23 protein-coding genes and 1 other annotated feature are annotated in these 24,704 nt (G+C 57.7%); of the genes, 11 read left to right on the top strand and 12 right to left on the bottom strand.

Annotated features, from left to right (window positions below):
- Positions 1-20 precede the first annotated feature (20 nt).
- On the bottom strand, positions 21-944 hold the full coding sequence (ribF, locus tag PVE98_RS16775) for a bifunctional riboflavin kinase/FAD synthetase (RefSeq protein ID WP_033749435.1): 924 nt from the start codon (positions 942-944) through the stop codon (positions 21-23).
- A gap of 317 nt (positions 945-1,261) precedes the next feature.
- Here ribF and rpsT point away from each other — a divergent pair, with 317 nt between their 5' ends.
- Positions 1,262-1,525, top strand: coding sequence for a 30S ribosomal protein S20 (rpsT, locus tag PVE98_RS16780; protein ID WP_033749434.1), 264 nt, complete (start codon positions 1,262-1,264; stop codon positions 1,523-1,525).
- A 127-nt stretch (positions 1,526-1,652) separates the two neighbouring features.
- Here the strand turns inward: rpsT and nhaA are convergent, their stop codons facing one another.
- The 3 genes from nhaA to dnaK form a co-directional block, all read right to left on the bottom strand.
- The gene (nhaA, locus tag PVE98_RS16785) at positions 1,653-2,825 is read right to left on the bottom strand and encodes a Na+/H+ antiporter NhaA (protein WP_096072553.1); all 1,173 of its coding nucleotides are present in this window, start codon (positions 2,823-2,825) and stop codon (positions 1,653-1,655) included.
- 174 nt (positions 2,826-2,999) lie between these two features.
- Entirely contained in the window at positions 3,000-4,145 is a 1,146-nt protein-coding gene (gene dnaJ, locus PVE98_RS16790; RefSeq protein WP_033749431.1) for a molecular chaperone DnaJ, read from the bottom strand.
- 100 nt (positions 4,146-4,245) lie between these two features.
- The gene (gene dnaK, locus PVE98_RS16795) at positions 4,246-6,156 is read right to left on the bottom strand and encodes a molecular chaperone DnaK (RefSeq protein WP_033749430.1); all 1,911 of its coding nucleotides are present in this window, start codon (positions 6,154-6,156) and stop codon (positions 4,246-4,248) included.
- A 64-nt stretch (positions 6,157-6,220) separates the two neighbouring features.
- Here dnaK and PVE98_RS16800 point away from each other — a divergent pair, with 64 nt between their 5' ends.
- The 4 genes from PVE98_RS16800 to PVE98_RS16815 all read left to right on the top strand — a co-directional run bounded on the left by PVE98_RS16800 (position 6,221) and on the right by PVE98_RS16815 (position 9,147).
- Positions 6,221-6,556, top strand: a complete 336-nt coding sequence (locus PVE98_RS16800; RefSeq protein ID WP_096072552.1) for a hypothetical protein — start codon at positions 6,221-6,223, stop codon at positions 6,554-6,556.
- A 147-nt stretch (positions 6,557-6,703) separates the two neighbouring features.
- Positions 6,704-7,114: an N-acetyltransferase gene (locus tag PVE98_RS16805; protein WP_033749427.1), complete on the top strand. Its 411-nt coding sequence runs from the start codon at positions 6,704-6,706 to the stop codon at positions 7,112-7,114.
- Positions 7,115-7,138: 24 nt separating this feature from the next.
- On the top strand, positions 7,139-7,828 hold the full coding sequence (locus PVE98_RS16810; RefSeq protein ID WP_033749426.1) for a PAS and helix-turn-helix domain-containing protein: 690 nt from the start codon (positions 7,139-7,141) through the stop codon (positions 7,826-7,828).
- Between the two features lie 20 nt (positions 7,829-7,848).
- On the top strand, positions 7,849-9,147 hold the full coding sequence (locus tag PVE98_RS16815) for a cytosine permease (protein ID WP_048782354.1): 1,299 nt from the start codon (positions 7,849-7,851) through the stop codon (positions 9,145-9,147).
- A gap of 19 nt (positions 9,148-9,166) precedes the next feature.
- On the opposite strand, the gene PVE98_RS16820 is transcribed toward PVE98_RS16815, so the two are convergent.
- The 3 genes from PVE98_RS16820 to tal form a co-directional block, all read right to left on the bottom strand.
- Entirely contained in the window at positions 9,167-10,468 is a 1,302-nt protein-coding gene (locus PVE98_RS16820; protein ID WP_096072551.1) for an MFS transporter, read from the bottom strand.
- A gap of 110 nt (positions 10,469-10,578) precedes the next feature.
- Positions 10,579-11,166: a molybdopterin adenylyltransferase gene (mog, locus tag PVE98_RS16825; RefSeq protein WP_033749422.1), complete on the bottom strand. Its 588-nt coding sequence runs from the start codon at positions 11,164-11,166 to the stop codon at positions 10,579-10,581.
- A gap of 115 nt (positions 11,167-11,281) precedes the next feature.
- The gene (gene tal, locus PVE98_RS16830) at positions 11,282-12,235 is read right to left on the bottom strand and encodes a transaldolase (protein WP_033749420.1); all 954 of its coding nucleotides are present in this window, start codon (positions 12,233-12,235) and stop codon (positions 11,282-11,284) included.
- A gap of 207 nt (positions 12,236-12,442) precedes the next feature.
- Between tal and yaaA the strand changes: the two genes are divergently transcribed.
- From yaaA to PVE98_RS16855, 5 genes are all read left to right on the top strand, one after another.
- Positions 12,443-13,219 carry a peroxide stress protein YaaA gene (yaaA, locus tag PVE98_RS16835; RefSeq protein ID WP_096072550.1) on the top strand — a complete coding sequence of 259 codons (777 nt, stop codon included), beginning with the start codon at positions 12,443-12,445 and terminating at the stop codon, positions 13,217-13,219.
- Between the two features lie 421 nt (positions 13,220-13,640).
- Positions 13,641-14,234 carry a fimbrial protein gene (locus tag PVE98_RS16840; protein ID WP_096073869.1) on the top strand — a complete coding sequence of 198 codons (594 nt, stop codon included), beginning with the start codon at positions 13,641-13,643 and terminating at the stop codon, positions 14,232-14,234.
- Between the two features lie 51 nt (positions 14,235-14,285).
- Entirely contained in the window at positions 14,286-14,963 is a 678-nt protein-coding gene (locus PVE98_RS16845; protein WP_369799147.1) for a molecular chaperone, read from the top strand.
- A 60-nt stretch (positions 14,964-15,023) separates the two neighbouring features.
- Positions 15,024-17,567 carry a fimbria/pilus outer membrane usher protein gene (locus PVE98_RS16850; RefSeq protein ID WP_313619337.1) on the top strand — a complete coding sequence of 848 codons (2,544 nt, stop codon included), beginning with the start codon at positions 15,024-15,026 and terminating at the stop codon, positions 17,565-17,567.
- Positions 17,568-17,583: 16 nt separating this feature from the next.
- The gene (locus tag PVE98_RS16855) at positions 17,584-18,690 is read left to right on the top strand and encodes a fimbrial protein (protein WP_033749415.1); all 1,107 of its coding nucleotides are present in this window, start codon (positions 17,584-17,586) and stop codon (positions 18,688-18,690) included.
- A 64-nt stretch (positions 18,691-18,754) separates the two neighbouring features.
- On the opposite strand, the gene thrC is transcribed toward PVE98_RS16855, so the two are convergent.
- The 4 genes from thrC to thrL all read right to left on the bottom strand — a co-directional run bounded on the left by thrC (position 18,755) and on the right by thrL (position 23,592).
- Complete coding sequence (thrC, locus tag PVE98_RS16860; RefSeq protein ID WP_033749414.1) at positions 18,755-20,041, bottom strand: threonine synthase; 1,287 nt, start codon at positions 20,039-20,041, stop codon at positions 18,755-18,757.
- A gap of 3 nt (positions 20,042-20,044) precedes the next feature.
- On the bottom strand, positions 20,045-20,974 hold the full coding sequence (gene thrB / locus PVE98_RS16865) for a homoserine kinase (protein WP_096073867.1): 930 nt from the start codon (positions 20,972-20,974) through the stop codon (positions 20,045-20,047).
- A 2-nt stretch (positions 20,975-20,976) separates the two neighbouring features.
- Positions 20,977-23,439, bottom strand: coding sequence for a bifunctional aspartate kinase/homoserine dehydrogenase I (thrA, locus tag PVE98_RS16870; protein ID WP_096073866.1), 2,463 nt, complete (start codon positions 23,437-23,439; stop codon positions 20,977-20,979).
- 25 nt (positions 23,440-23,464) lie between these two features.
- Positions 23,465-23,582, bottom strand: a sequence feature (Thr leader region).
- Positions 23,521-23,592: a thr operon leader peptide gene (gene thrL / locus PVE98_RS16875; protein ID WP_127908399.1), complete on the bottom strand. Its 72-nt coding sequence runs from the start codon at positions 23,590-23,592 to the stop codon at positions 23,521-23,523. (Overlaps the previous feature by 62 nt.)
- Between thrL and PVE98_RS16880 the strand changes: the two genes are divergently transcribed.
- Positions 23,561-23,776: a hypothetical protein gene (locus PVE98_RS16880; RefSeq protein WP_127908366.1), complete on the top strand. Its 216-nt coding sequence runs from the start codon at positions 23,561-23,563 to the stop codon at positions 23,774-23,776. The genes thrL and PVE98_RS16880 overlap by 32 nt on opposite strands.
- 11 nt (positions 23,777-23,787) lie before the next feature.
- Here the strand turns inward: PVE98_RS16880 and PVE98_RS16885 are convergent, their stop codons facing one another.
- Positions 23,788-24,483 (bottom strand): tRNA/rRNA methyltransferase, encoded by a 696-nt coding sequence (locus tag PVE98_RS16885; protein WP_096072549.1) that lies wholly within the window; start codon positions 24,481-24,483, stop codon positions 23,788-23,790.
- Positions 24,484-24,704 lie beyond the last annotated feature (221 nt).

Consider the following 24,704-nt stretch of genomic DNA (forward strand, 5'->3'; position numbering starts at 1 on the left):
CGTTTCCGTATTTTGCGGGGTTAAAGCCCAAAGAAGCGCCGGGCGGTTACCACATCTTTCGCAATTTGTTCTTTCAACGCCTCCAGTGAGGCAAAGCGCTGCTCGTTACGTATCTTATGCTTCAGCACCACATCAATGTGCTTTCCATACAGATTGATATTGATGTCAAGCAGGTGAACTTCAAGCTGCTGGCGCAATCCTTTTACCGTCGGTCGCGTGCCGATATTAGCGACGCCGGGAACGGGCGCGCCCAGGCCGAGCACTTCCACCGCATACACGCCTTTCACCGGCGAGACGATGCGGCGTAAAGGGAGATTCGCGGTAGGAAAACCGATAGTGCGTCCCAGTGCATCGCCGTGCACGACGCGGCCAGAGATACTGAAAGGATGGCCCAGCAGCGTTTGCGCCAGCGCTAAGTCGTCATCGGCCAGCGCCTGACGCACGGCGGTGCTGCTGATGCGCTTGCCGCCGTCGCAGAAGGTTTCGGTGCTGACGACGTCAAAGCCGTACTCGGCACCCGCCTTCTGTAATAACAGGAAATCGCCCTGACGACCAGCGCCAAAGCGGAAATCATCCCCCACCGCCAGGTACTTAACGCCCAGCTTATCCACCAGCAGATCGGTGATGAAACACTGCGCCGACTGCGCGGCGAAGCGGCGGTCAAAGCGCACGCAGAGCACGCGATCGACGCCCGCCTCCGCCAGGAACTTCAGCTTCTCCCGCAGGCGCGTCAGGCGCGCCGGCGCTTTGTCTCCGGCAAACAGCTCAAGCGGCTGCGGCTCGAACAGCATCACCATCACCGGAAGCTGGCGTTTTCGTCCCTCTTCGCACAGGCGCGCCATCAGCGCCTGATGGCCGCGATGCACGCCGTCGAAGTTACCAATGGTCAGGACGCAGCCGCGATGCTGCTCGTTTAGATTATGAATACCGCGGATAAACTTCATGGCTGACTCAAACCGGTGGAAATCGGCGGATTATACCCTTGAAACCGGCTAAGGTTAACCCGTAGCCACACCTTTCCTGCGCAGAAGGCGCCATTTATCAGGGCCCGACGCATGCCGCCCGTTTATCCGAGAATTTTGTTGGGAAAGGCTGTATTCAACGAGGGGAAGCTGGTAGAATCTTGCGCCATCAATTACGTAACCGGGCGTGGTTTGTAAAACGACGCTTATTTGCACAAATCCATTGACAAAAGAAGGCTCAAAAGGCATAGTCCTCGGCCTTTGATTTGTCCATATAGAACACATTTGGGAGTTGGACCTTGGCTAATATCAAATCAGCTAAGAAACGCGCCGTAACATCTGAAAAACGTCGCAAGCATAACGCGAGCCGTCGTTCTATGATGCGTACTTTCGTTAAGAAAGTATACGCGGCGATCGCAGCTGGCGACAAAGCTGCTGCGCAGAACGCATTTAACGAAATGCAACCGATCGTGGACCGTCAGGCTGCTAAAGGTCTGATCCACAAAAACAAAGCTGCACGTCATAAAGCTAACCTGACTGCTCAGATCAACAAAATGGCGTAAGCCTTTGTTCATCGCTTTGTAAAAAGAACCGGCGCTTAGCCGGTTTTTTTCGTCTTAAGCAAGCGCCTGCTTCAGGCAAGCGCCCTGATCCAGACGCTGCCCGAAGCGGCACTCTTGAAGACTCACGCTAAGCCGTTCGCTGCGCCAGACGCCGTCCCAGAATCACATATCCCGCTACCGCAGAAAGAATCGATCCCAGCAGAATACCGAGCTTCGCCAGCGTAATAAGCTGCGGATTGCTCTCTCCGTAGGCCAGCGAGGCGATAAAAATCGACATGGTAAAGCCGATACCGCACAGCACACCGACCGCGGCGATATCCGCCAGGCGGGTATTATGCGGCAGCGTCGCCAGCCTGAATTTCACCGCCAGCCAGCAGAAAAGCGTGATGCCCACGGGCTTGCCGATCAGCAGTCCTGCGACAATCCCCAGCGGCAGCAGCGAGAAGATATCCCCAGCGTGCACGCCATCCAGCGACACGCCTGCATTAGCGAAGGCGAACAGCGGCAGGATCAGCCAGCGCACCCAGGGATGAAGCGCATGCTCAAGATGAATGGCCGGCGAATGGCCCTCCTGCTTTTTCAGCGGGATCAGGAAGCCTACTACTACGCCCGCCAGCGTCGCGTGCACGCCCGATTTCAGCACCGCGGTCCACAGCACCATGCCCACCAGCAGATAGAGGCCGGTATTGCGCACGTTCAGCAGATTCATCGCCGCCAGTACCACAATCGCCAGCGCGGCGACGCCCAGCGCGGCCATCGACAGGTCGCTGGTGTAGAAGAGCGCGATAATCACAATCGCGCCGAGATCGTCGATAATCGCCAGCGCCATCAGGAAGATTTTCAACGCCGGCGGTACGCGGCTGCCGAGCAGCGCGAGGATGCCCAGCGCGAAGGCGATATCGGTGGCGGTGGGAATCGCCCAGCCGCTGCGCGTAGCCGCATCCGCGCCGTTAAACGCCAGAAACAGCAGCCCCGGCATCAGCATGCCGCCCAGCGCCGCAATCAGCGGGAAAATGGCCTGCTCGCGCTTCGCCAGCGCCCCCATCACCATCTCTCGCTTCACCTCTAAGCCGACCATCAGGAAGAAGAGCGCCATTAGCGCGTCATTGATCCACAGCAGCAGGTTCTTGCTGATATCGAGCGTTCCAAAGCGGAACTCGACCGGTATGGCCAGCAGGTTCTGATAAGCCTGCTGGGTGCCAGCGTAGTTCGCCAGGAACATCGCCAGCGCAGCCGCCAGGATAAGCACGACGCCGCTTGTGGCATCATTCTGTAGCCATTTTTTAAGTTTAATATTCACGTTATCTCCCGACTCATTACCTGTGCTATTCCAGAGCAGCGGCTATCATAACAGTTAACAAACCGTTGTTCGGTTATTAAAAGATCTATTTACGGAACTTTAAGCTCTATGCGGCGAAAACAGCATAAAAAAAGCCAGCGACTGAGCGCTGGCTTTATGCTTACCGGATACGGATTAGCGGGTTAAATCATCAAAGAACTTCTTCACGCCGTCGAAGAAGCTTTTCGAACGCGGGCTGTTGTTCTCGCCGGTCGGACCGCCGAAGCTCTCTTCCAGATCGCGCAGCAGCTTTTTCTGCTTCTCGTTCAGGTTGACCGGGGTTTCCACCACCACGCGGCACAGCAGATCGCCAACCGCGCCGCCGCGCACCGATTTCACCCCTTTGCCGCGCATGCGGAACAGCTTGCCGGTCTGGGTTTCAGCCGGGACTTTCAGCTTCACGCGTCCGTCCAACGTCGGCACTTCGATCTCGCCGCCCAGCGCCGCCATGGCAAAGTTGATCGGCACTTCGCAGTAAAGGTTGTTGTCTTCGCGCTCGAAGATCGGGTGTTTCTTCACCGATACCTGAACGTAGAGATCGCCGGCCGGCGCGCCCTGCTCGCCCGCTTCGCCTTCGCCGCTAAGGCGAATGCGATCGCCGGTATCGACGCCTGCGGGGATTTTCACCGACAGGGTTTTCGATTTCTCGACGCGTCCATGACCATGGCAGGCGTTGCACGGATCTTTAATCACCGAACCGCGGCCGTGACAGGTCGGACAGGCCTGCTGTACGGTAAAGAAGCCCTGACGCATCTGCACCTGGCCTGCGCCGTGGCAGGTCGGACAGGTTTGCGGCTGAGAGCCCGCCTTCGCGCCGCTGCCGTGGCAGACGTCGCACTCCTGCAGCGTCGGGATGCGGATCTCTTTGGTCACGCCGCGCACCGCTTCTTCCAGCGTCAGCTCCATGTTGTAGCGTAAATCGGCGCCGCGCGCTGCGCGTTGACGACGACCGCCGCCAAAGATATCGCCGAAGACGTCGCCAAAGATATCGCTGAAGTCCGCGCCGCCGCCGCCAAAGCCGCCGCCGCCGAATCCACCGCCGCCCATGCCGCCCTGTTCAAAGGCCGCATGACCGTACTGATCGTATGCCGCGCGCTTCTGCGCGTCGGTCAGGATTTCGTAGGCTTCCTTGACCTCTTTGAATTTGGCTTCCGCTTCTTTGTCACCCGGATTACGGTCGGGGTGAAACTTCATCGCCAGGCGTTTATACGCCTTTTTAATTTCACGTTCGTCTGCGGATTTGGAGACGCCTAAAATCTCGTAGTAGTCACTCTTCGCCATTTTTAGCCCTTAACATGCTCGCACGGGCGTGGAGAGATCTCCTACGCCCGTGCTGGTTTCAACGGCTGTCAGGCCAACCGTCGCGCCCGGTCAGGGGCAATTATTTTTTGTTGTCTTTCACTTCTTCGAATTCAGCGTCGACCACGTCGTCGTCTTTCTTCGCAGAAGCGTCGGCTGCATCCGCGCCGCCTGCCTGCTGCTGCTGCGCTGCTTCCATCAGCTTGCTGGAAACCTGCATCAGCGCCTGCATTTTAGCGTCGATCGCCTCTTTGTCTTCGCCTTTCAGCGCGGTTTCCAGCTCGCTCAGCGCGGACTCGATTGGCGCTTTGTCTTCAGCGGAGAGCTTATCGCCCGCTTCTTCCAGCTGCTTACGGGTGCTGTGCGCAATCTGGTCGCCCTGGTTACGCGTCTGCACCAGCTCTTCGAACTTACGATCCGATTCAGCGTTCGCTTCTGCATCGCGAACCATTTTTTCGATTTCGTCCTCGTTCAGACCGGAAGAGGCTTTGATGGTGATCTTCTGCTCTTTGCCGCTGTTCTTGTCTTTCGCCGAAACGTGCAGGATACCGTCCGCATCGATATCGAAGGTGACTTCGATCTGCGGCATGCCGCGCGGTGCTGGCTGAATGCCGTCCAGGTTGAACTGACCCAGCGATTTGTTATCGCTGGAGCGCTTACGCTCACCCTGCAGCACGTGAATGGTCACGGCAGACTGGTTGTCTTCAGCGGTTGAGAAGACCTGGCTGTGCTTGGTCGGGATCGTGGTGTTCTTGCTGATCAGCGAGGTCATCACGCCGCCCATGGTTTCGATACCCAGCGACAGCGGGGTCACGTCCAGCAGCAGTACGTCTTTGACGTCGCCCGCCAGCACGCCGCCCTGTACCGCAGCGCCGACGGCAACCGCTTCGTCCGGGTTAACGTCTTTACGCGGCTCTTTACCGAAGAACTCAGCTACTTTGGACTGCACCATCGGCATACGGGTCTGACCACCGACCAGGATCACGTCGTTGATGTCGGAGACAGAGAGTCCCGCATCCTGCAGCGCGACTTTCAGCGGCTCGATAGAGCGGCTGACCAGATCTTCTACCAGCGACTCGAGCTTCGCGCGGGTCACTTTGATGTTCAGGTGTTTCGGACCGGTCGCGTCCGCCGTGATGTACGGCAGGTTAACGTCGGTCTGCTGCGCAGAAGAGAGCTCGATTTTCGCTTTCTCTGCCGCTTCTTTCAGGCGCTGCATCGCCAGCGGATCGTTGTGCAGATCGATGCCCTGATCTTTCTTGAATTCTGCGACCAGATAGTTGATCAGACGGCTGTCGAAGTCTTCGCCGCCCAGGTGGGTGTCACCGTTGGTGGCCAGAACTTCAAAGGTTTTTTCGCCGTCGACTTCGTCGATTTCGATAATAGAGATATCGAAGGTACCGCCGCCCAGGTCGTAAACCGCGATGGTGCGGTTGCCCTGGCCTTTATCCAGACCGTAAGCCAGCGCGGCTGCGGTCGGTTCGTTGATAATACGTTTTACTTCCAGACCTGCGATACGGCCGGCGTCTTTGGTCGCCTGACGCTGCGCATCGTTAAAGTAGGCCGGAACGGTGATAACGGCTTCGGTCACCGGTTCGCCGAGGTAGTCTTCAGCGGTCTTTTTCATTTTTTTCAGCACTTCCGCAGAGATCTGCGGCGGCGCCATTTTCTGACCTTTTACTTCCAGCCAGGCGTCACCGTTGTCGGACGAGGTGATTTTATACGGCATGATTTTGATATCACGCTGTACTTCTTCGTCCTGGAAACGACGGCCGATCAGACGCTTGATAGCAAACAGCGTATTCTGCGGGTTGGTCACTGCCTGACGTTTAGCCGGCTGGCCCACCAGAGTTTCGCCATCCTGCGTATAAGCAATAATTGAGGGCGTGGTGCGATCGCCTTCGGCATTCTCCAGCACGCGCGCTTTACCGCCGTCCATGATCGCAACACAAGAGTTGGTTGTACCCAGGTCAATACCAATAATCTTACCCATCTAAACGTCTCCCACTTAAATTCTTTGTCAATTTGGGTTGTGAACCCTTAATGCGGGCGCTTTGTTGGCTTTCAACCGCCATTACTCGCTTTTTTTCCCGGGCTCACAACGCTCGATGACAACTAAATGGGGCCGCTTCGAAGCGCATCAAGGGTTAAAAGAAAATTTTTTTTCGCCGTCGGCTTTTCTGCGCCGTTCGCGCTTCGCGCCTTTGGCTGCGCAAAGAAAAAAGCCGCGCAAAGCGCGGCCTGTTGAACAGCATGTTGATTCAGTGCAGTGTGAAGCGATCGGCTCAGCGAAGGAGCCGAAGAAATATATTGTCGTTATTATTGCAAAGCTAACTTGTTTTCTCTTTTCCCTGATGTCGGCGAATAGTCGCGTTGCCATAACCATCAAATAACTGGCCCTATGATAATATTAAGTGGCTTAAATCACAGGGGGGATATTATCTCTTGCGTCCGAACGAACCTCATGGTAATAATGGAAATTCCGAGCATTTTACATCCCCTCAGCTCTTTTCAAATTTTTATCATATGGACATTATTATATGGAAATAAAGATCGGCCATATTGAGGATCGTCAGACTGAAGAATATATTATTCAACAGCTCTGGCAGCATAATAGCCGCTTCGCCGACGTTAATATGAAGCCGCTCAACGTTATATTATATGACGATGAACAACATATTCAGGGCGGGCTGCTGGCGCACACCTGGTTCGGCACGCTGGATATTCACTATTTATGGATCGACGAGGCGCACCGCAAGCACGGCACCGGACGCGAGCTGATGCAAAAAGCCGAAGAAGAAGCGCGCCGCCGCGGCTGTCATATGGCGGTGGTGGATACCTTAAGCTTTCAGGCGCGCGGCTTCTACGAGAAGCTTGGTTATCGCGTCTACGGCGAACAGGATGGCTACGCACAGCGCTTTGCCCGTTATTATCTGGCAAAAAGATTATAATCCGCACCTAATCAGCGAGGCGCTATGGGCAGCCCATATCGCAGTATCGACGATTTTCTTGCCGCCTTTGCTACCACCATGGATCTATTACCTACGCCATGGGGTTTTAAAGATGCGGCGTCACAACATCTCTATATGAATAGCGCGGCGCGCTTATATACCGCTACGCCTAAAAATTATTCTTTAGAGGGAAAAAAAGATAATGAGTTTCCCACGCCCTGGAGCGATTGCGCCGATGAGTTTTGCGAGCATGACGAAAAAGCCAGAACGCTGAAAGCGTGCGTCGCCGTTATAGAAACGCATTACTGGTATGGGAAAAACTATCTCACTCCTTTTATCAGCGAAAAATACCCGGTCTTTGATAGCCGTAACGTTTTTCTGGGCTGTATCTGGAACGCGCGTCCGGTGGAAAGTATTACCGCACTGACGTTTATTCATCCGCAAAAGAGCTCAGTGCTGAACACTCAGCTCGAACACCCTCTGTTTACGCCCGCCGAACTGGATGTGATTTTTCTGCTGCTCAGGCGATTCAGCGCCAAAGAGATCGCCCGGATTTACAACCTTAGCGTGAAAACCATCGGCAATCGCATCGCCACCCTCTATCAAAAAGCGGGCGTGCATTCGCTGCAGCAGTTCGAGCAGTACTGCCGCGCTGAGTCGCTGGAGAACTATCTGCCAGAGAAGCTACTCAGCAAAGGCGTCTCTTTTATTTAAACCGGCAAGGAAAACCTGTTGTGAGTAAATTTGATGACTACCCGTTGAGCCGGGTGCCCGCGGGCGAAAGGCTCTCGCTGCTTAGCGTCGCTATCGTGCATATGGGCATGCTGACCGCGCTCGATCAGTTTATGCTCGGCGCCGTGCTCGGCAACAGCATGACGCTCGGCGAAGCCTTTACCGCCATTACCCTGGCAAGCCTGCTGTTTGGCTTTCTGACTTTCGCGCTCGGCTACGCCGGGATGCGTGAAGGTCTGTCGGGCAGCCTGCTGGCGCGCTGGTGCGGCTTCGGCCGCCACGGTTCGGTTCTGATCGGTTTGCTGGTCGCCGTCAGCCTGCTGGGCTGGTTTGGCATTCAGAATGCGGTTTTCGCCCGGTCGCTGAGCTACGCCCTGGACGGCAAGCTGAGCTTCGCGCAGTCCGCCTCCTTATCGGGCGCGGTGCTGACGTTGCTGGTCGCCTTTGGCTTTAAGGCGCTGCGCTTTACCGCGCGCGTGGCGGTTCCGCTGTTTATCGCGCTGGTCGGCTGGATCTTCTGGCACGCGTTTCACGGGCAGACGGGCAGCACTATTCCGCCGGTTGCGGCCACAGAGGCCATTACCGTGAGCGCCGCCATTACCATGGTGATTGGCGGCGCCATTCTCGCCAGCCTGATGACGCCAGATCTAACGCGCTTCTCACGCAGCGGCAAAGACGTTTTCGCCATCACGATGCTGACCATTCTGGCGGGCGAGTATGGCGTTAACGGACTGGCCATTTTGATTGCGAAAGAGCTGCATACTTCTGACATCATCGCCATCATTACCCAGACGACCAGCACGCTGGGGCTGTTCGCGGTGGTCTTTTCGACCCTGCGCATTAACGATCTCAACCTTTACTCCTCTGCGCTGGGCATCGCCAACGCCACGGAAGGGCTGACTGGCTTTAAGCCGCGCTACAGCGTCATCACCCTGCTGCTGGGTTTTCTTGGCACGCTCTGCTCAGTGCTGGGTATTCTCGATCGCTTCGTCGATTTTCTGGAGCTGTTGGGCGTGATCTTCCCGCCGGTGCTGGGCGTGATGATTGTGGATTACTATCTGCTGAAGACCGATCGCCAGACGCTGGCGCAAAGCCGCGACAGCAACGCGCTGCCGGCGACTTCGCGGCTTATCGGCTGGCCAGCGCTGATCGCCAGCGTGGCAGGCAGCGCCACCGGGCTGCTGGTTGAGCGCGGCGTGCCGGTTTTCAACTCGATTATCGTCGCCTGCCTTGTTTACCTGCTAACCGCGCCGCTCATGAAGCGCGCCGCGGCGACGCCGAAAGCGGCCGCCGTCGACTAATCCCTCCTGACGCGCCTGGCTACAGGCGCGTGTCGCTCGCCAGCGCGCCCTGCCGTTCGACATTGTAAAGCCATACCCCGATCAGCAATCCGGCCAGCGCCAGCGCCAGCACGTACCAGGCCGGCGCCAGCGGCGTCAGGCGCAGGATCAGCGTAACGAAGATGGGCGTCAGGCCGCCGAAGATGGCGTAGGCAACATTGTAGGAGAAAGAGATGCCGGTGAAGCGCACCGGCGCCGGAAAGGCGCGCACCATCAGATAAGGCACCACGCCTACCACGCCGACGCTCAGCCCCGCCAGTCCGTAGTTTAAGAAGAGGCCGTCGCCATCCGGCGTCTGGCTGGCGAAAAAATGCCAGCTGCAAACCGCCAGCAGCAGCGAGCCGCCCATCAGGGTTTTCGCCGCGCCCATCCAGTCCACCAGCCATCCGGCAATCACGCAGCCCGCCAGCAGCATCACCGTCGCCAGACAGTTGGCCTGCAAACTCAGCGCGGCGCTGATGGCATGCTGTTTCTGCATCAGCGCAGGCGCCATTAAAATCACCACCACGATACAGGCGGAAAGCAGCCAGGTAAGCAGCATAGAGAGCAGCACGCCGCCTTTATGTTGAGTGAGTACGGTTTTTAACGGCAGCGTATCAGCCAGCATTTTGCGCTGCTGCATCTGCTGGAAAACCGGCGTCTCATGCAGCCAGCGACGCAGATACATCGCCAGTAGCCCAAACAGCCCGCCAAGGAAGAAGGGAATACGCCAGCCGATGCTGGCGACCGTCTGCGGCGTCATGCTGCTGTTGATGGCGGTCGCTACCAGCGAACCCAGCAGGATCCCTGCCGTGAGCCCGGCGGTCAGGGTGCCGCAGGCGAAACCGATGCGCTTTTCCGGCACATGCTCCGCCACAAACACCCAGGCACCCGGCACTTCGCCGCCAATCGCCGCGCCCTGCAGCAGGCGCAGCAGCAGCATCAGCAGCGGCGCGGCGATGCCCGCCGTATCGTAGGTGGGCAGCACGCCCATCGCCAGCGTCGGCAGCGCCATCAGCAGGATGCTCAGGCTAAACATTTTCTTGCGCCCCACCTTGTCGCCGAAATGCGCCATGATCAAGCCGCCGAGCGGCCGCGCCAGATAGCCGGCGGCGAAAATCGCAAAAGTTTGCAGCTGGCGCAGCCAGTCAGGAATATCAGGCGGGAAGAAGAGTTCGCCGATAACTGCGGCGAAAAAGACGAAAATGATAAAGTCGTAGAACTCCAGCGCGCCGCCGAGCGCGGCCAGCGACAGCGTTTTGTAATCTTGTTTTTTCAGGCGATGGGCAGCATGTGCATCCATAAGCGTACAGGTTCCAGAGGTAAAGGTGGATTTGTAAATTTACGCTTACTATACCGTCCATCTTTCACTACACCAGCCTCGCCAGAGGCTATGCCTGAAATGACGAATTTTTAGTTATTTATCTGCTTTATGGCGCTTTTGGGACGAAAAGCTGCTACCACGTCGCGATGCGTTTCGACGTAAGGCCCCTCCAGCAACTGTAAACAATAGGGTACAGCAGCGAAAATGCCCGGCACTTTCACCTTGCCGTCAGCCTCTTTCACCCCTTCCAGCGTCTCTTTAATCGACTTCGGCTGTCCCGGCAGGTTCAGCACCAGCGACTGTTTGCGGATCACGCCGACCTGGCGCGACAGAATGGCGGTGGGCACAAACTGCAGGCTAATCTGACGCATCTGTTCGCCGAAGCCGGGCATCTCGCGATCGGCCACCGCCAGCGTGGCGTCGGGCGTCACGTCGCGGCGCGCCGGACCGGTGCCGCCGGTGGTCAGCACCAGATGGCAGAAACGCTCGTCTACCAGCTCGCAGATCGCCTGTTCTATCAACGGCTGCTCATCCGGCACCAGACGGGTTTCGGTAGTAAAAGGGGTCGCCAGCGCGCTGCTTAGCCAGGCTTCCAGCGCCGGAATGCCCTGATCCTGATATATGCCGTTCGCAGCGCGATCGGAAACGGAGATCAGGCCAATGCGTAAAGTATCCATGATGTTGTTACCCGGGTTAACCGCAAAGCGGTAAGACAAAAGAGGAATAGCAGAGAGGATAATAGAAAGTGAGGCAAAGAGAAAACCGTGGCGGCCAGGCCGCCACGGTAACGGATTACAGCAGGTCGGCGATCATTTTCTCAAGCTTGCCCTGGTCGACGGCGAAGTTGCGGATGCCTTCCGCCAGTTTCGCGACCGCCATCGGATCCTGGTTGTGCTGCCACAGGAACTCAGATTCGGTCATCTTCGCCGGACGCGCTTTAACGTCGCCGCTGTAGCTCAGCTTACGCTCAACCGTGCCTTCGCTCTCCGCCAGCTCTTTCAGCAGCGCCGGAGAAATGGTCAGGCGATCGCAGCCCGCCAGTTCCAGGATCTCGCCGACGTTACGGAAGCTCGCGCCCATTACCACGGTTTCATAGCCGTGCTGCTTGTAGTAGCTGTAGATTTCAGAAACCGACACCACGCCCGGATCTTCGTGCGGCGCATACTCTTTCTTGTCGGTGTTGTTTTTGTACCAGTCGAGGATACGGCCCACGAACGGTGAAATCAGGAACACGCCCGCTTCAGCGCAGGCGCGCGCCTGTGCGAAGGAGAAGAGCAGCGTCAGGTTACAGTTAATGCCCTCTTTTTCCAGCTGCTCCGCCGCGCGGATGCCCTGCCAGGTTGACGCCAGCTTGATCAGGATACGGTCGTTGCTGATGCCCGCGTCGTTGTAAAGTTTGATCAGGCTGCGCGCTTTGGCGATGCTGCCTTCGGTGTCGTAAGAGAGACGCGCGTCGACTTCGGTCGAGATGCGGCCCGGGATCAGCTTGAGGATTTCCAGACCAATGTTGACGGCCAGTTTGTCCGACACCAGCGAGATCAGCTCATCTTTGCTGCCGTTCTGCTCGCGCGCCCAGCTAATCGCTTCGTCGATCAGCTTGCGGTATTCAGGGATCTGCGCGGCGTTCAGGATCAGAGAAGGGTTGGTGGTGGCGTCTTGCGGCTGATAGAGCTTCATGGCTGCGATATCGCCGGTGTCGGCGACAACGGTGGTGAGTTGACGCAAGGAGGTCAGTTTGTCCGTCATGTCTGTTGTCTCTTATGTAATGTCAGGGTGAAAAAGGCTGTTGCGATAATATCATGCAGCAACCGAGGCGCAAGGTCGCCAAATGCCGTTTACGATAGCGCGAACGAATGGCTGCGATTTGCCTGTCGCTGCGGCTTTTTTGTTACACTCGGCGGCCTGACAAGTGACATTTCCCTGTAGCGACAAAGGATAACCGAGGAAGCGACTATGTTAATGGTGATATCACCCGCCAAAACGCTTGATTTTAGCAGCCCGCTGGCGACCCAGCGCTATACCCAGCCCGCGCTGTTAGAAAAATCACAACAGCTGATTGAGGTGGCGCGCGATCTCTCACCGGCGCAAATCGCTTCGCTTATGGGCATCAGCGACAAGCTGGCGCACCTGAATGCCGAACGCTTCAACAGCTGGCAGCCCGACTTTACGCCGGAGAATGCGCGCCAGGCGATTCTGGCGTTTAAAGGCGACGTCTACACCGGCCTGCAGGCGGAGAGCTTTAGCGAAGCGGATTTCGACTTCGCCCAGCAGCATTTGCGCATGCTCTCCGGCCTGTACGGCGTGCTGCGGCCGCTTGACCTGATGCAGCCCTATCGTCTCGAGATGGGCATTAAGCTCGCCAGCCCGGCAGGTAAAGATCTCTACAGCTTCTGGGGCGATCTGCTGACGCAGCATCTCAACGCCGCGCTGCAGGAACAGGGCGACGACGTGCTGATTAACCTGGCGTCGGACGAGTATTTCCGGGCGATTAAGCCAAAGCAGCTGCAAGGTCGTCTGGTGAAACCGGTGTTCCTCGACGAAAAGAACGGCGCGTTCAAAGTGATCAGCTTTTACGCTAAAAAAGCGCGCGGCCTGATGAGCCGCTACGTCATTCAGCATCGCCTGACCGACCCCAAGGCGCTGAAGCAGTTCGATGTGGACGGCTACTTCTTCGATAAGGCGAGCAGCAGCGAAAACGAGCTGGTGTTTAAGCGTTACGAGCAGAAATAAGCGCAGGCTTTTGCCGCCCGACTGCGCGGCGGCAAAAGCGCGCTGGATTCAGCTGCGGCGTAGCCTGGAAGCAATATTCGTGCTGGCAGGCGCGGGTATTTCCCATTTAATTAGCACCTGAGCAACAAAAGTATTAATAGAATAACCACCCTTCACACAACCTCAAAAAAAATTAACATCGATATTTTATTGGCAAGCTAATTTTAAATAAAGTTAATCCCGTGCAATCCTTTCATAATAAAACAGCCGTTATTTATCAAAGTTTCGCCTGTTTAATCTCGATATATAAAAAATCAGGAATACTAAGCGCCTGATAGCCCACTCAGGAAAGCAAGGGCTATAGCTGCTTTTGAAATGTAATTAGGCCACAGGGAAAAGTTTCCCCTGATTATTTTGCATGAACTGAAAAGAGATGTTTTCAATGAAGATTAAAAACAGCGTGCTGCCAGTGTTCCTGGCGGGTCTGATGACCTCCGGCGCGGCGTTTGCGACGCCCACTGACGGAGCGTCGCCTATGCATACCAACCCGGGCGCAGAGGCGGGCACTCAAGGCGCAGGTGGCGAAGTGAAATTTACCGGCGAAATCACCGACGTCTCCTGCGAAATTTCCGCGGCAAGCAAAAGCCAGACCGTGGATTTAGGCAAATGGGCGAAGTCCTACTTTGAAAGCCGCACCGAGACCACGCAAACCCCTTTCAAGATTTCAGTGAAAAATTGCCCTCAGTCGGTCGCCAGCGTGGCCGTGCTGTTTGACGGTGATAAAGATAGCAGCGACAGCACGCTGCTGAAAACCACCGGTACCGCGACCGGCGTCGGTATCAAACTCTATGAGTCCGACCGCGCCACGCCGGTGGCCATCGGCTCGATTTCAAAACCAGTTAGCGTTACCGCCGGCAGCGGCAAAGATGGCGGTTCTGCCGACCTGAATTTCTTCGCCGATTATAAAAGCGATGGTGCAGCTATCGCCGCGGGACCCGCGAACGCCACCTCTAATTTCGTCATGGTTTACAACTAATCGACGGCAGGGGAAACCCTGCCTGCGACCTCCTGAAAAAGATCACCCGCAATGACATTTTTTATTTTAAAAAAAATCAGACCTCTCGTTCTCCTGTCAGCCTCTCTGCTGAGCATCGCGGCGCAGGCGGGGATAGTGATGGGCGGAACGCGCGTCGTTTTCCAGGAAGGAAAAAAAGAAGCCACGCTGACCGTAACCAATGAGGATAAAGATACGCCTTATCTGGTGCAGTCGTGGGTTGAAAATAGTGATAACAGTAAAACGCCTGTGCCTTTTATCGTGACGCCGCCGCTATTCCGTCTCGACGCGGAAAAAGAGAATATCTTGCGTATTAATTATAACGGTCTGCCGCTGCCGAAAGATCGCGAGTCCGTATTCTGGCTAAACATTAAATCCATTGCGCCTTCTTCGCGCGATCAAAGCAATCAGCTGCAAATTAATATCAAATCTAAATTCAAACTTTTTTACCGTCCCAAAGGATTAACCGGCTCGCCCGCAGAGGCCTGGCGCCAGCTGACGTTTCGCCGCGAGGGCAATCAGCTCATTAGCCATAACCCGACGCCCTATTTCGTCTCTTTTTACCGCCTGAGCGTCGGCGGCCATGAGATTCAGCAGCCCGGCATGATTGGTCCAGGCGAAGATCGGCGCTGGACAGCCGCCGGTACCGGTCCCGTGACCTGGTCGGCGATTAACGACTTTGGCGGCACCACGCCGGAGCAGACCCGTTAATTCTCCCGATCCGCGCAGCGTAAAGCTTTCTCGAAGCGGATTGCCTCTGGACATATCGACGTGAAAGTAAGCATCCCGACGCTCAACGCCGCCTCTAAGGCGAAAAAACGCCATGCTTATCCCCTGCATCCCTGGCTGGCGGGTCTGCCTGGCGTGCTGATACTGATGAGTCCGGCGCGTACCGCTTTTGCAGAGGATTATTTCAATCCCGCGGCGCTGGAGTTCTCTTCGGAGCAGCAGAAAACCGCCGATCTGCACTATTTCAGCCGGGAAGGCGGCGAGCAGCCGGGCACCTATCACGTCACCGTTTTGCTGAATAATAATGTCTGGGAGAGTCGCGACGTGACCTTTGTCGAAGGACGTAATGGGCTGGTTCCGCTACTGACGGTGCGTCAGCTGGCGGAGATGGGCGTCAACGTGCGCGCGTTTTCCGCTTTCGACCGGCTTAAAGAGGGCGAAACGATACAGGAGCTGGGCGACTTTATCCCCGACGCCTCGACGCGGTTCGACTTTTCGCAGCAGCAGCTGACGATCAGTATTCCGCAAATCGCCCTGACGGAAAAAAAAGGCGACTATATCGATCCGGCAAGGTGGGATGAGGGCGTTCCGGCGGCCTTCGTTGATTACACCCTTTCCGGCACCCGCTCCCGTAATGAGGGTAGCGACTGGCAATCTTCCCTGCTGAGCCTGCGCAGCGGCGTCAATCTCGGCGCCTGGCGTCTGCGCAATACCTCTACCTATCGTTACGATCTGACCAGTCACTGGCAGTCGCAAACCACTTATCTTGAGCGCGATATTAAAATGCTGCGCAGTCAGTTTCGCGTGGGCGATACCTATACCTCCGGCGAGGTGTTCGACAGCGTGCAGTTTCGCGGAATGCAGATGATGTCTGACGACACGATGCTGCCGGACAGTCAGCGCAGCTTCGCGCCGGTTATTCATGGTATTGCCCACAGTAACGCCAGAGTGACGGTAAGCCAGCATGGCTACGTCATTTATGAAACTCAGGTCGCGCCCGGCGCGTTCGAGATCAGGGATCTCTATCCCACGGCGCAAAGCGGCGATCTGGAAGTCGTCATCAAAGAGAGCGACGGCTCGGAGCGCAAGTTTACCCAGCCCTACTCCGCCATTCCTTTTATGCTCCGCCAGGGCCATAAGCGCTACAGCGTCAGCATCGGCCGCTATCACTATGCTGGCAGCACGCCGCTGCGTTCGCCCCTGTTTATGCAATCTACCTTGTTCTACGGGCTGCCGATGGATTTCACCGCTTTCGGCGGCGCGCTGGTGGCGCAAAACTACCATTCCGCGGCGGCGGGGCTGGGGAAAGGATTTGGCGATTTTGGTTCCGTCGGGGTGGATGTGAGCTGGGCGAAAACCGAGCTGCCTCAGAACAGGCGCAGCGCCGGCCAGTCGGTGCGGTTGCAGTATCAGAAAAGTTTCGCGTCGACCAACACCACCTTCAGCATGGCAAACTATCGCTACTCCTCCGGCGGCTTTTACTCATTCAGCGAAGCAAACGCCCTGATGAGTCCGACCTCTTTTGTTAACAACAAGCGCAGCCGTTCAGAGCTCTCCGTGTCGCAGGGATTCGGCGACTACGGCAGCCTCAGCCTGGCAGCCTATATGCAGAGTTACTGGCGAACCGGCAGCGAGGAGCGGACGCTGCATCTCAGCTATTACAGCACCTTTAAAAGCGCCTCCTGGGGGGTGGGTTACTTTTATACCGACTCCAGCGGCAGCAAAAAAGCCGATCGCGCCATTACCTTTAACCTCAGCATTCCCCTTAGCGCTCTGCTGCCGGACAGTTCGGTCAGCTACAGCATGAATACCGACAACAGCGGCGATACCTCCCAGCAGGTGGCGCTGTCAGGATCGATGCTGGAGAACAAAAACCTCTATTACAGCCTGCAGCAGGGTCACGACAGCAAAGGACAGAACGTTAACAGCAACGCCTCGCTGAGCTATCGCGGCAGCCGCGGCACGGCCAGCCTCGGCATCAGTCATGACAAACGCAGCAGCCAGCTTAGCTACGGCCTGGCGGGCGGCATCGTCGCCCATGCGCACGGCATCACCCTGAGCCAGCCGCTGGGCGACACCTTCGGCATCGTCCGGGTGCCCGGCGCCAGCGACGTGACCATCCAGAGCGCCAGCAACGTTAGCACCGATCGGCGCGGCTATGCGGTGGTTCCGTCGCTGTCGCCCTACCACAAAAACAGCATTGAACTGGAAGCGGATACGCTGCCGGATAACGTCGACGTCGAACTGGGCACGCAGACCGCCATTCCCACCCGCGGCGCGGTGGTGATGATCGACTACGCCACCCATATCGGCAATCGGGTGCTGTTTACGCTGGCCTATCGGGATGGGGCGCCGCCCTTCGGCGCGGCGGCGCAGCTGGATCTGCCGGCGCAGGGAAAAGGCAGCAGCACCAGCGGCATCGTCGTCGAGAAAGGGCAGCTTTATCTCAGCGGCGTGCCCGCGCAGGGCACCATTACGCTGAGCTGGCGAGAAGACGGCGTGGCGAAAACCTGCAAGGCGCCCTTCCGTCTGCCGAACACGCCTTCAGCCAGCCCGGTCAAACTGATCTCCGCCGTCTGCCGCTAACCAACAGGAATTTCAAATGAACGTAATCCCCTTCATAACTCCGCCGCTGCTGGTTTTAGCGGCGCTGTTCAGCCAGCAGGCGCTCGCCCAGGAGGAGTGCCACGGCGTCAGCCAGATTGTGGTGCAGACCCACGACGTCAACTATCTGCCCGGCGCCGCTGACGGCACGCCCATTTCCGCGCAGATGCCGCTGGATAACAACAACGCCTTTAGCTGCAACAAAAACAGCGGGGAGAGCGGCCTGAACTACAAAGATATCGGCTATGCGATCGATGCCGAAGAGAGTGGCCTGCAGGCGACGCTGGCCGGCGGCCACACCACGCCGATTTATCGTATCGCGGGAACCGAAGGCATCGGTTTCGCCATCGGTTTTAAAGAACCCACTTACTGTGCCGGCCTGTTTTACGATACGACGGCGAAAGGCAAACGCAGCTCTGTCTGCAGCTCGATGACCAGCGCGCAAATCAATCAGGCCAATACGCTGACCCTGCAGTCTTACGTGGTCTTTTATAAAATCCCGTCGCAAGGCTCCCCGCTCCAGCCGGGTAATCAGCCCGCTAACGTGCCCGAAACGCCGATTGGCACCGCCACGCTACTGGCAGGCGACAGCGCCGCCAGCAGTCAGCCGATCGCCGACAAACCAAAGATTATTTTATCCAGCTTCACCGTGAAATATGGCAGCTGCGCGGTAACGTCGAATCAGTCGGCGATCAATGTGGACATGGGGAAAGTCAGTAAAGGCGAATTTAGCGGCGTGGGCAGCAAAGCGGGCAGCGAAAAATCGTTTCAGATTCAGATCCTGTGCGAAAACAGCGCCTCGGTAAGAGTCGGCTTCTTCGGCATGGCTGCCGCCGGGGATAAAGATGCGCTGGCGCTGACGCCCCAGGCTGACTCCGCCTCGGGCGTCGGCGTCGCGCTCTCCTACGGTTCCGGCCTGCAGGTTGCCGCTGGCGGACGGGTGCCGCTCAATACGCCTACCGATCAACTGCCCGTGCTGGCGACCCTTAACACACCGAATCAGACCCAGACGCTGGAGTTCAAAGCGCAATATATCCAGACGGAGCCGCAGATTACGGCAGGCAAGGCCGACAGTATGGCGACCTTTAACCTCGTCTATAACTAACGCAGAGTCGCGCCGATAAATGCCCGGCAGCCGGGCAAACCAGCGCGCTTCGCGCCGTCAGCGATTACGCCTTCAGCAGAAACGCGCGCAGCGGCGCGAAATCAGCCTGCATAGCGTGCGACAGCAGCGGCAGACCGGCGCGGTCCGCGAGTTCCTGCGGCAGCGGCAGCGCCTGGCCGAGAATCGCCTCGACGCTCTCTTTGAATTTCGCCGGGTGCGCCGTGCCGAGGAACAGACCGAACTCCCCTTCCTGCAGCTGATCGCGCAGCAGACGATAGGCGATAGCCGCATGGGGTTCAGAGATATAGCCGATTTCCGCCAGCTCGCGCATCGTCGCCTCGGTGGTCTCATCGCTCACCGCGCCGTAGGCGAGGTCGGTCAGGCGCCAGGTTTTGCGGCGGAACAGCTCCTCTACGCGCGGCCAGTTATTCGGCTGGCTGACGTCCATGGCGTTCGACAGCGTGGCGACCGTGGCGTTCGGCGTCCAGCTGCCGCCCTGCAGGAAGCGCGGTACGGTGTCGTTGGCGTTGGTGGCGGCGATAAAACGCTTAATCGGCAGGCCGAGCGATTTCGCCAGCAGGCCGGCGGTAAGATCGCCGAAGTTGCCGCTCGGCACCGACACCACCAGCTGATTGCGTTTCTCCTGCGGCAGTTGCGCCACCGCTTCGAAGTAGTAGCAGATCTGCGCCAGCAGACGGCTGATATTGATGGAGTTCGCGGAGTTCAGGCCAATCGCCTTTTTCAGCTCTTCATCGTCGAACGCCTGCTTTACCAGCGCCTGACAGGCGTCGAAGTCGCCGTCGATGGCGATGGTTTCGATATTGCCGCCCAGCGTGCAGAACAGCTTCTCCTGCAGCGGGCTGATTTTGCCCTGCGGGTAGAGAATCACCACGCGGACGTTTTCCATGCCGTAAAAGGCGTGCGCCACGGCCGCGCCGGTATCGCCAGAGGTCGCTGTCAGGATAGTGATCTGCTCGTCCGCGCCTGAAACGTAAGAGAGCATCTGCGCCATAAAGCGGCCGCCGAAATCTTTAAACGCCAGCGTCGGGCCGTGGAACAGCTCCAGACAGGAGATATCGTCGCTGACTTTCGCCACCGGCGCGGGAAACGCAAAGGCGGTTTTAACGCGTTCGGCCAGCTGATGCGGCGCGATTTCGTCGCCGATATAGGCAGAAAGAATTTTGCTGCTGCGGCTGACGAAATCCATCTCCAGCATCGCGTCGATGTCGGTCAGCTCGAATTCCGGCAGTTCAAGCGGGAAGAACAGCCCCTGTTGCGATCCCAGGCCCTGTTTTACCGCCTGCGAAAAGCTCACCTGCTCGTTATGATCCTTAAGGTTATAGAGTTTCATGCGTTATCCCAGTTTACGTGCGCCAGCCGTATCAAGACGGCAAATATGGACGAAGCCTTCATCATTCTGCAGATAGTGCTGGCGCAGCCAGTCCGCCATCCGCTGCGCCGTTTCCATCTGATTGCAAACGGCGAAAAGCGTCGGGCCGGAACCCGAAATGCCGCACGCCAGCGCGCCGATGTCGACGGCGGCCTGCCGCGCCTCGGCAAAGCCCGGCAGCAGTTTGGTGCGATAAGGTTCGGCGATTACATCCTGCATCAGTTTAGCGGCCAGCAGCGGCTGACCGCTATGACAGGCGTGAATAAAGCCCGCCAGCAGGCGGCCGTGTTTGATCACATCCTCTTTGCGATACTGCGCGGGCAGAATGGCGCGCGCTTCGGCGGTGGAGACTTTAATGCCCGGATAGGCCATCACCCACAGCCAGTCGTCGAAGCCCGGCACCGCCTGACTGATGATGCCGTTCTCCTCCAGCATCAGTTGGATGCCGCCGAGAAAGCACGGCGCGACGTTGTCGTAGTGCACGCTGCCGGAAATGCGCCCTTCCAGCTCGCCCATCAGCGTCAGCAGCTGGGTGTCGCTGAGCGGCTTGCCGCAAAACTCGTTCATCGCCATTAAGCCGGCTACCACAGAACAGGCGCTGGAGCCGAGGCCGGAGCCGATCGGCATATTTTTCTCCAGCGTCATCGCCACCGGCACCTCTTCGCCGATCGCTTCGCAGAAGCGCTGCCAGCACTGATAGACGATATTCTCTTTGGGATCGTCCGGCAGCTTGCTGACAAAGCGTCCGCTGTTCTGCAACGAAAAGCGCGGCGCCGCTTCTACCGTGACGCAGTCGCCCAGCAGCGCGCCGTCCACCGGCGACACCGCCGCGCCCAGCACGTCGAAGCCGACGCTGACGTTGCCAATCGAGGCCGGTGCGTAAATTTTTACCATCATCAAACTCCCAACTTCCACGACAGGGTGCGCAGCAGATCGGCGAAGACGCCCGCCGCCGTCACATCATTTCCCGCGCCGTATCCGCGCAGCACCAGCGGGATCGGCTGATAATAACGGCTGTAAAACGCCAGGGCGTTCTCGCCGTTTTTCACTTTATAGAGCGGATCGTTGCTGTCGACCGCGTCGATCTTCACTTTGCAGACGCCGCCCTCTTCGATCGCGCCGACGAAGCGTAACACTTTTCCTTCGTCACGCGCTGCGGCGACGCGCGCGGCGAAGGCGCTGTCCAGCTCCGGCAGGCGCTGCATAAAGGTTTCGACATCGGCGATCTCGTTCAGGCTGGCGGGCAGCAGCGGCTCGATCTCGATATCGCTCAGCTCCAGCTTATGGCCCGCTTCGCGCGCCAGGATCAGCAACTTGCGCGCCACGTCCATGCCAGAGAGGTCGTCGCGCGGATCGGGCTCGGTAAAGCCCATTTCGCGCGCCAGCTTTGTCGCTGCAGAGAGCGACACGCCCTCGTCCAGCTTGCCGAAAATAAAGGAGAGCGAACCAGAGAGGATACCGGAAAACTTAATCAGCTCATCGCCGGCGTTTAACAGATTTTGCAGGTTTTCAATCACCGGCAGTCCCGCGCCGACGTTAGTGTCGTAGAGGAATTTGCGACGCGATTTCGCAGCGGCGGCGCGCATCTGCTGGTAATAGTTCCAGGAAGAGGTGTTGGCCTTTTTGTTCGGCGTTACCACGTGGAAACCGTCGCCGAGGAAATCGGCATAGAGATCGGCCACCGCCTGGCTGGAGGTGCAGTCGACGATTACCGGGTTAAGCAGGTGATACTCTTTCACCAGTCGTGTCAGGCGGTCAGGATTAAACGGCTCTTTGGCTTCGCTCAGCGCGCCTTTCCAGTCGCTCAGATCGATGCCGTGCACGTTGGTCAGCAGCGCGCGCGAGTTGGCGATGCCGCAGACGCGCAGATCGATATGCTTCTGTTTCAGCCACGCCTGCTGGCGATAGAGCTGATCCAGCAACGCGCCGCCGACGCCGCCGACGCCCACCACAAAGACTTCAATCACCTGATCGGTGGCGAACAGCATCTGGTGCACCACGCGCACGCCGGTAGTGGCGTCATCGTTGCTCACCACTACCGAGATAGATCGCTCTGACGAGCCCTGCGCGATGGCGACGATATTGATGTTGGCGCGCGCCAGCGCAGAAAAGAATTTAGCGGAGATGCCGCGCAAGGTACGCATCCCGTCGCCGACCACGGAGATCACCGCCAGCTGTTCCATTACCCCCAGCGGATCGAGCAGGCCATCTTTCAGCTCCAGGTAGAACTCCTCTTCCAGCACGCGGCGCGCCCGCGCCTGCTCATTCTGCGGCACGCAGAAGCTGATGCTGTATTCAGAAGAGGACTGGGTAATCAGCACCACCGAAATGCCGGTGCGCGACATGGCGGCGAAGACGCGCGCCGCCATGCCGACCATGCCTTTCATGCCCGGTCCGGAGACGTTGAACATCGCCATGTTATTCAGGTTGGTGATGCCCTTGACCGGGTTCTCGTCCTGCTCCCCTTCGCCGCCGATCAGGGTGCCCGGCGCCTGCGGGTTGGCGGTGTTTTTGATCAGGCACGGGATCTGGAACTGCGCGATAGGCGCGATGGTGCGCGGATGCAGCACTTTCGCGCCGAAATAGGAGAGCTCCATCGCCTCCTGGTAAGACATCGACTTCAGCAGGCGCGCGTCGGGCACCTGACGTGGATCGCAGGTGTAGACGCCATCTACGTCGGTCCAGATTTCACAGCAGTCGGCGCGCAGACAGGCGGCCAGCACCGCGGCGGAGTAGTCCGAGCCGTTACGCCCCAGCACCACCAGTTCGCCCTTCTCGTTGCCAGCGGTAAAGCCGGCCATCAGGATCATATTTTGTGGCGGGATCTGGCTGGCGGCGATGCGGCGCGTCGATTCAGCGATATCGACGGTGGATTCGAGATAGTGGCCGACGGCCAGCAGCTTCTCCACCGGATCGATCACGGTAACGCCGTGGCCGCGCGCCAGCAGCAGCGCCTCCATAATGGCGATGGAGAGCTTCTCGCCGCGGCAGATAATGGCGGCGTTGACGCTGTCGGGACACTGTCCCAGCAGGCTGATGCCGTGCAGCACCTGTTTCAGCTGGGCGAACTCCAGGTCGACGCGGGTTTTCTGCCCGTCATAGTCGAAGCCCGGCTGCTGCTGCGCCAGCCCCTGCAGCAGTTCGTCGAAAATACGCTCGGCGTCGCTGATATTGGGCAACGCGTCCTGGCCGCTGATGGTCTTCTCGATCATCGCCACCAGATGGTTGGTAATTTTCGCAGGTGCAGAGAGTACGGTGGCAACCTGTCCCTGCTGCGCATTACTTTCCAGAATGTCAGCGACGCGAAGAAAACGTTCCGCGTTCGCTACCGAGGTCCCACCGAATTTCAGCACTCGCATGTTAAAGCTCTCCTGAATTTTTGCCGAAAAAAAAGCCCGCACTGTTCAGGTGCGGGCTTTTTTCTGTTTTTCCTGTATGCGTCAGCCCGCACCCTTACCTGTGGTAATGGTGGTTGTAATAATGGTGATGTTCAGGCTGGTTGAGTTACGCATTGAGATTTTTTCTGTCTGTCTTTTAGAGTCTGTCTGCCTTCCAGAAGTAAAGCAAAGCGCCGATCAAGTCAACGAATTTGTCCGGCGGCCACTTTTTCGCCGCTGCGCACTGCTGCCTGCCGAGCCGGAAAACGCCTGCAGAATCGTTTGCCTGCTGCGCGCTTTTTGCGATCAGCCGCTGTGAAAGGCGCTTTTTCAGGAAGATTTATCTATAAGTTTTTTTTCTACATCATGCAGGAGACGATGCAGCATGGCGCTGTCGCGCTGCTCCAGCAGGCCGATACGCTGATCGATCCAGTCGGCCATTTTGCGATCGTCGCCGACCTCAAGCGTCTGGAGCAGCCGTTCAAAACGGTGACGCAGCGCCTCCAGCTGCTGCGCGTCCGCCTGTTGCGCCGCGGGCGGCGCCACGTGATTAAGCGCGGAGAGCTGATAGCAATACACCATGACCGCCTGACCGAGGTTGAGCGAAGGATAATCCTGCGCCATCGGAATGCCGGTCAACAGATCGACCTGATCCAGCTCTTCATTGGTCAGCCCGCTATCCTCGCGGCCAAAGACCAGCGCCATGCTGTTCACCCACTGACGCTTCTCCAGCAGTTGCGCTTCGACCTGCTGCGGCGTGGCGTAATAGCGAAATTTGGCGCGGCTGCGCGCCGTGGTGGCGACGGAGAAGTCGATATCGGCCAGCGCGTCGCTCAGGGCGTCGAAGGTGCGCAGGTTATCGAGGATCTCACCCGCACCGTGCGCCACGCGACGGGCGGCAGGATCCTGCCAGGCGTCGCTGGCGACGATGCGCAGCTCGTTAAAGCCCATGGTTTTCATCGCCCGCGCCGCTGCGCCAATATTTTCCGCCCGGGCGGGCGAAACCAGAATAAGGGGGAAACGCATGATTATTCCATTTGTGTTTAGAAATCGCGCCGTATAGTAGCACGTGCTGCTGTTAAAGCCGGAATGTCGCAGGTTCAGAAAATAATTTGTTAACGATGTTAAAATCTAATAAACGCCCCTGTCAGCCAGCAAAGCGATCTGAATCGGCAATAACTAAAATTAAACGCTGAAAAATGTTTTTAATCAGACGAATAAGAGAAGGGTTGCTGCAATTATCATTT

The organism is Pantoea sp. GABEPS69 (assembly GCF_045780835.1).
Classification (GTDB): domain Bacteria; phylum Pseudomonadota; class Gammaproteobacteria; order Enterobacterales; family Enterobacteriaceae; genus Pantoea; species Pantoea septica.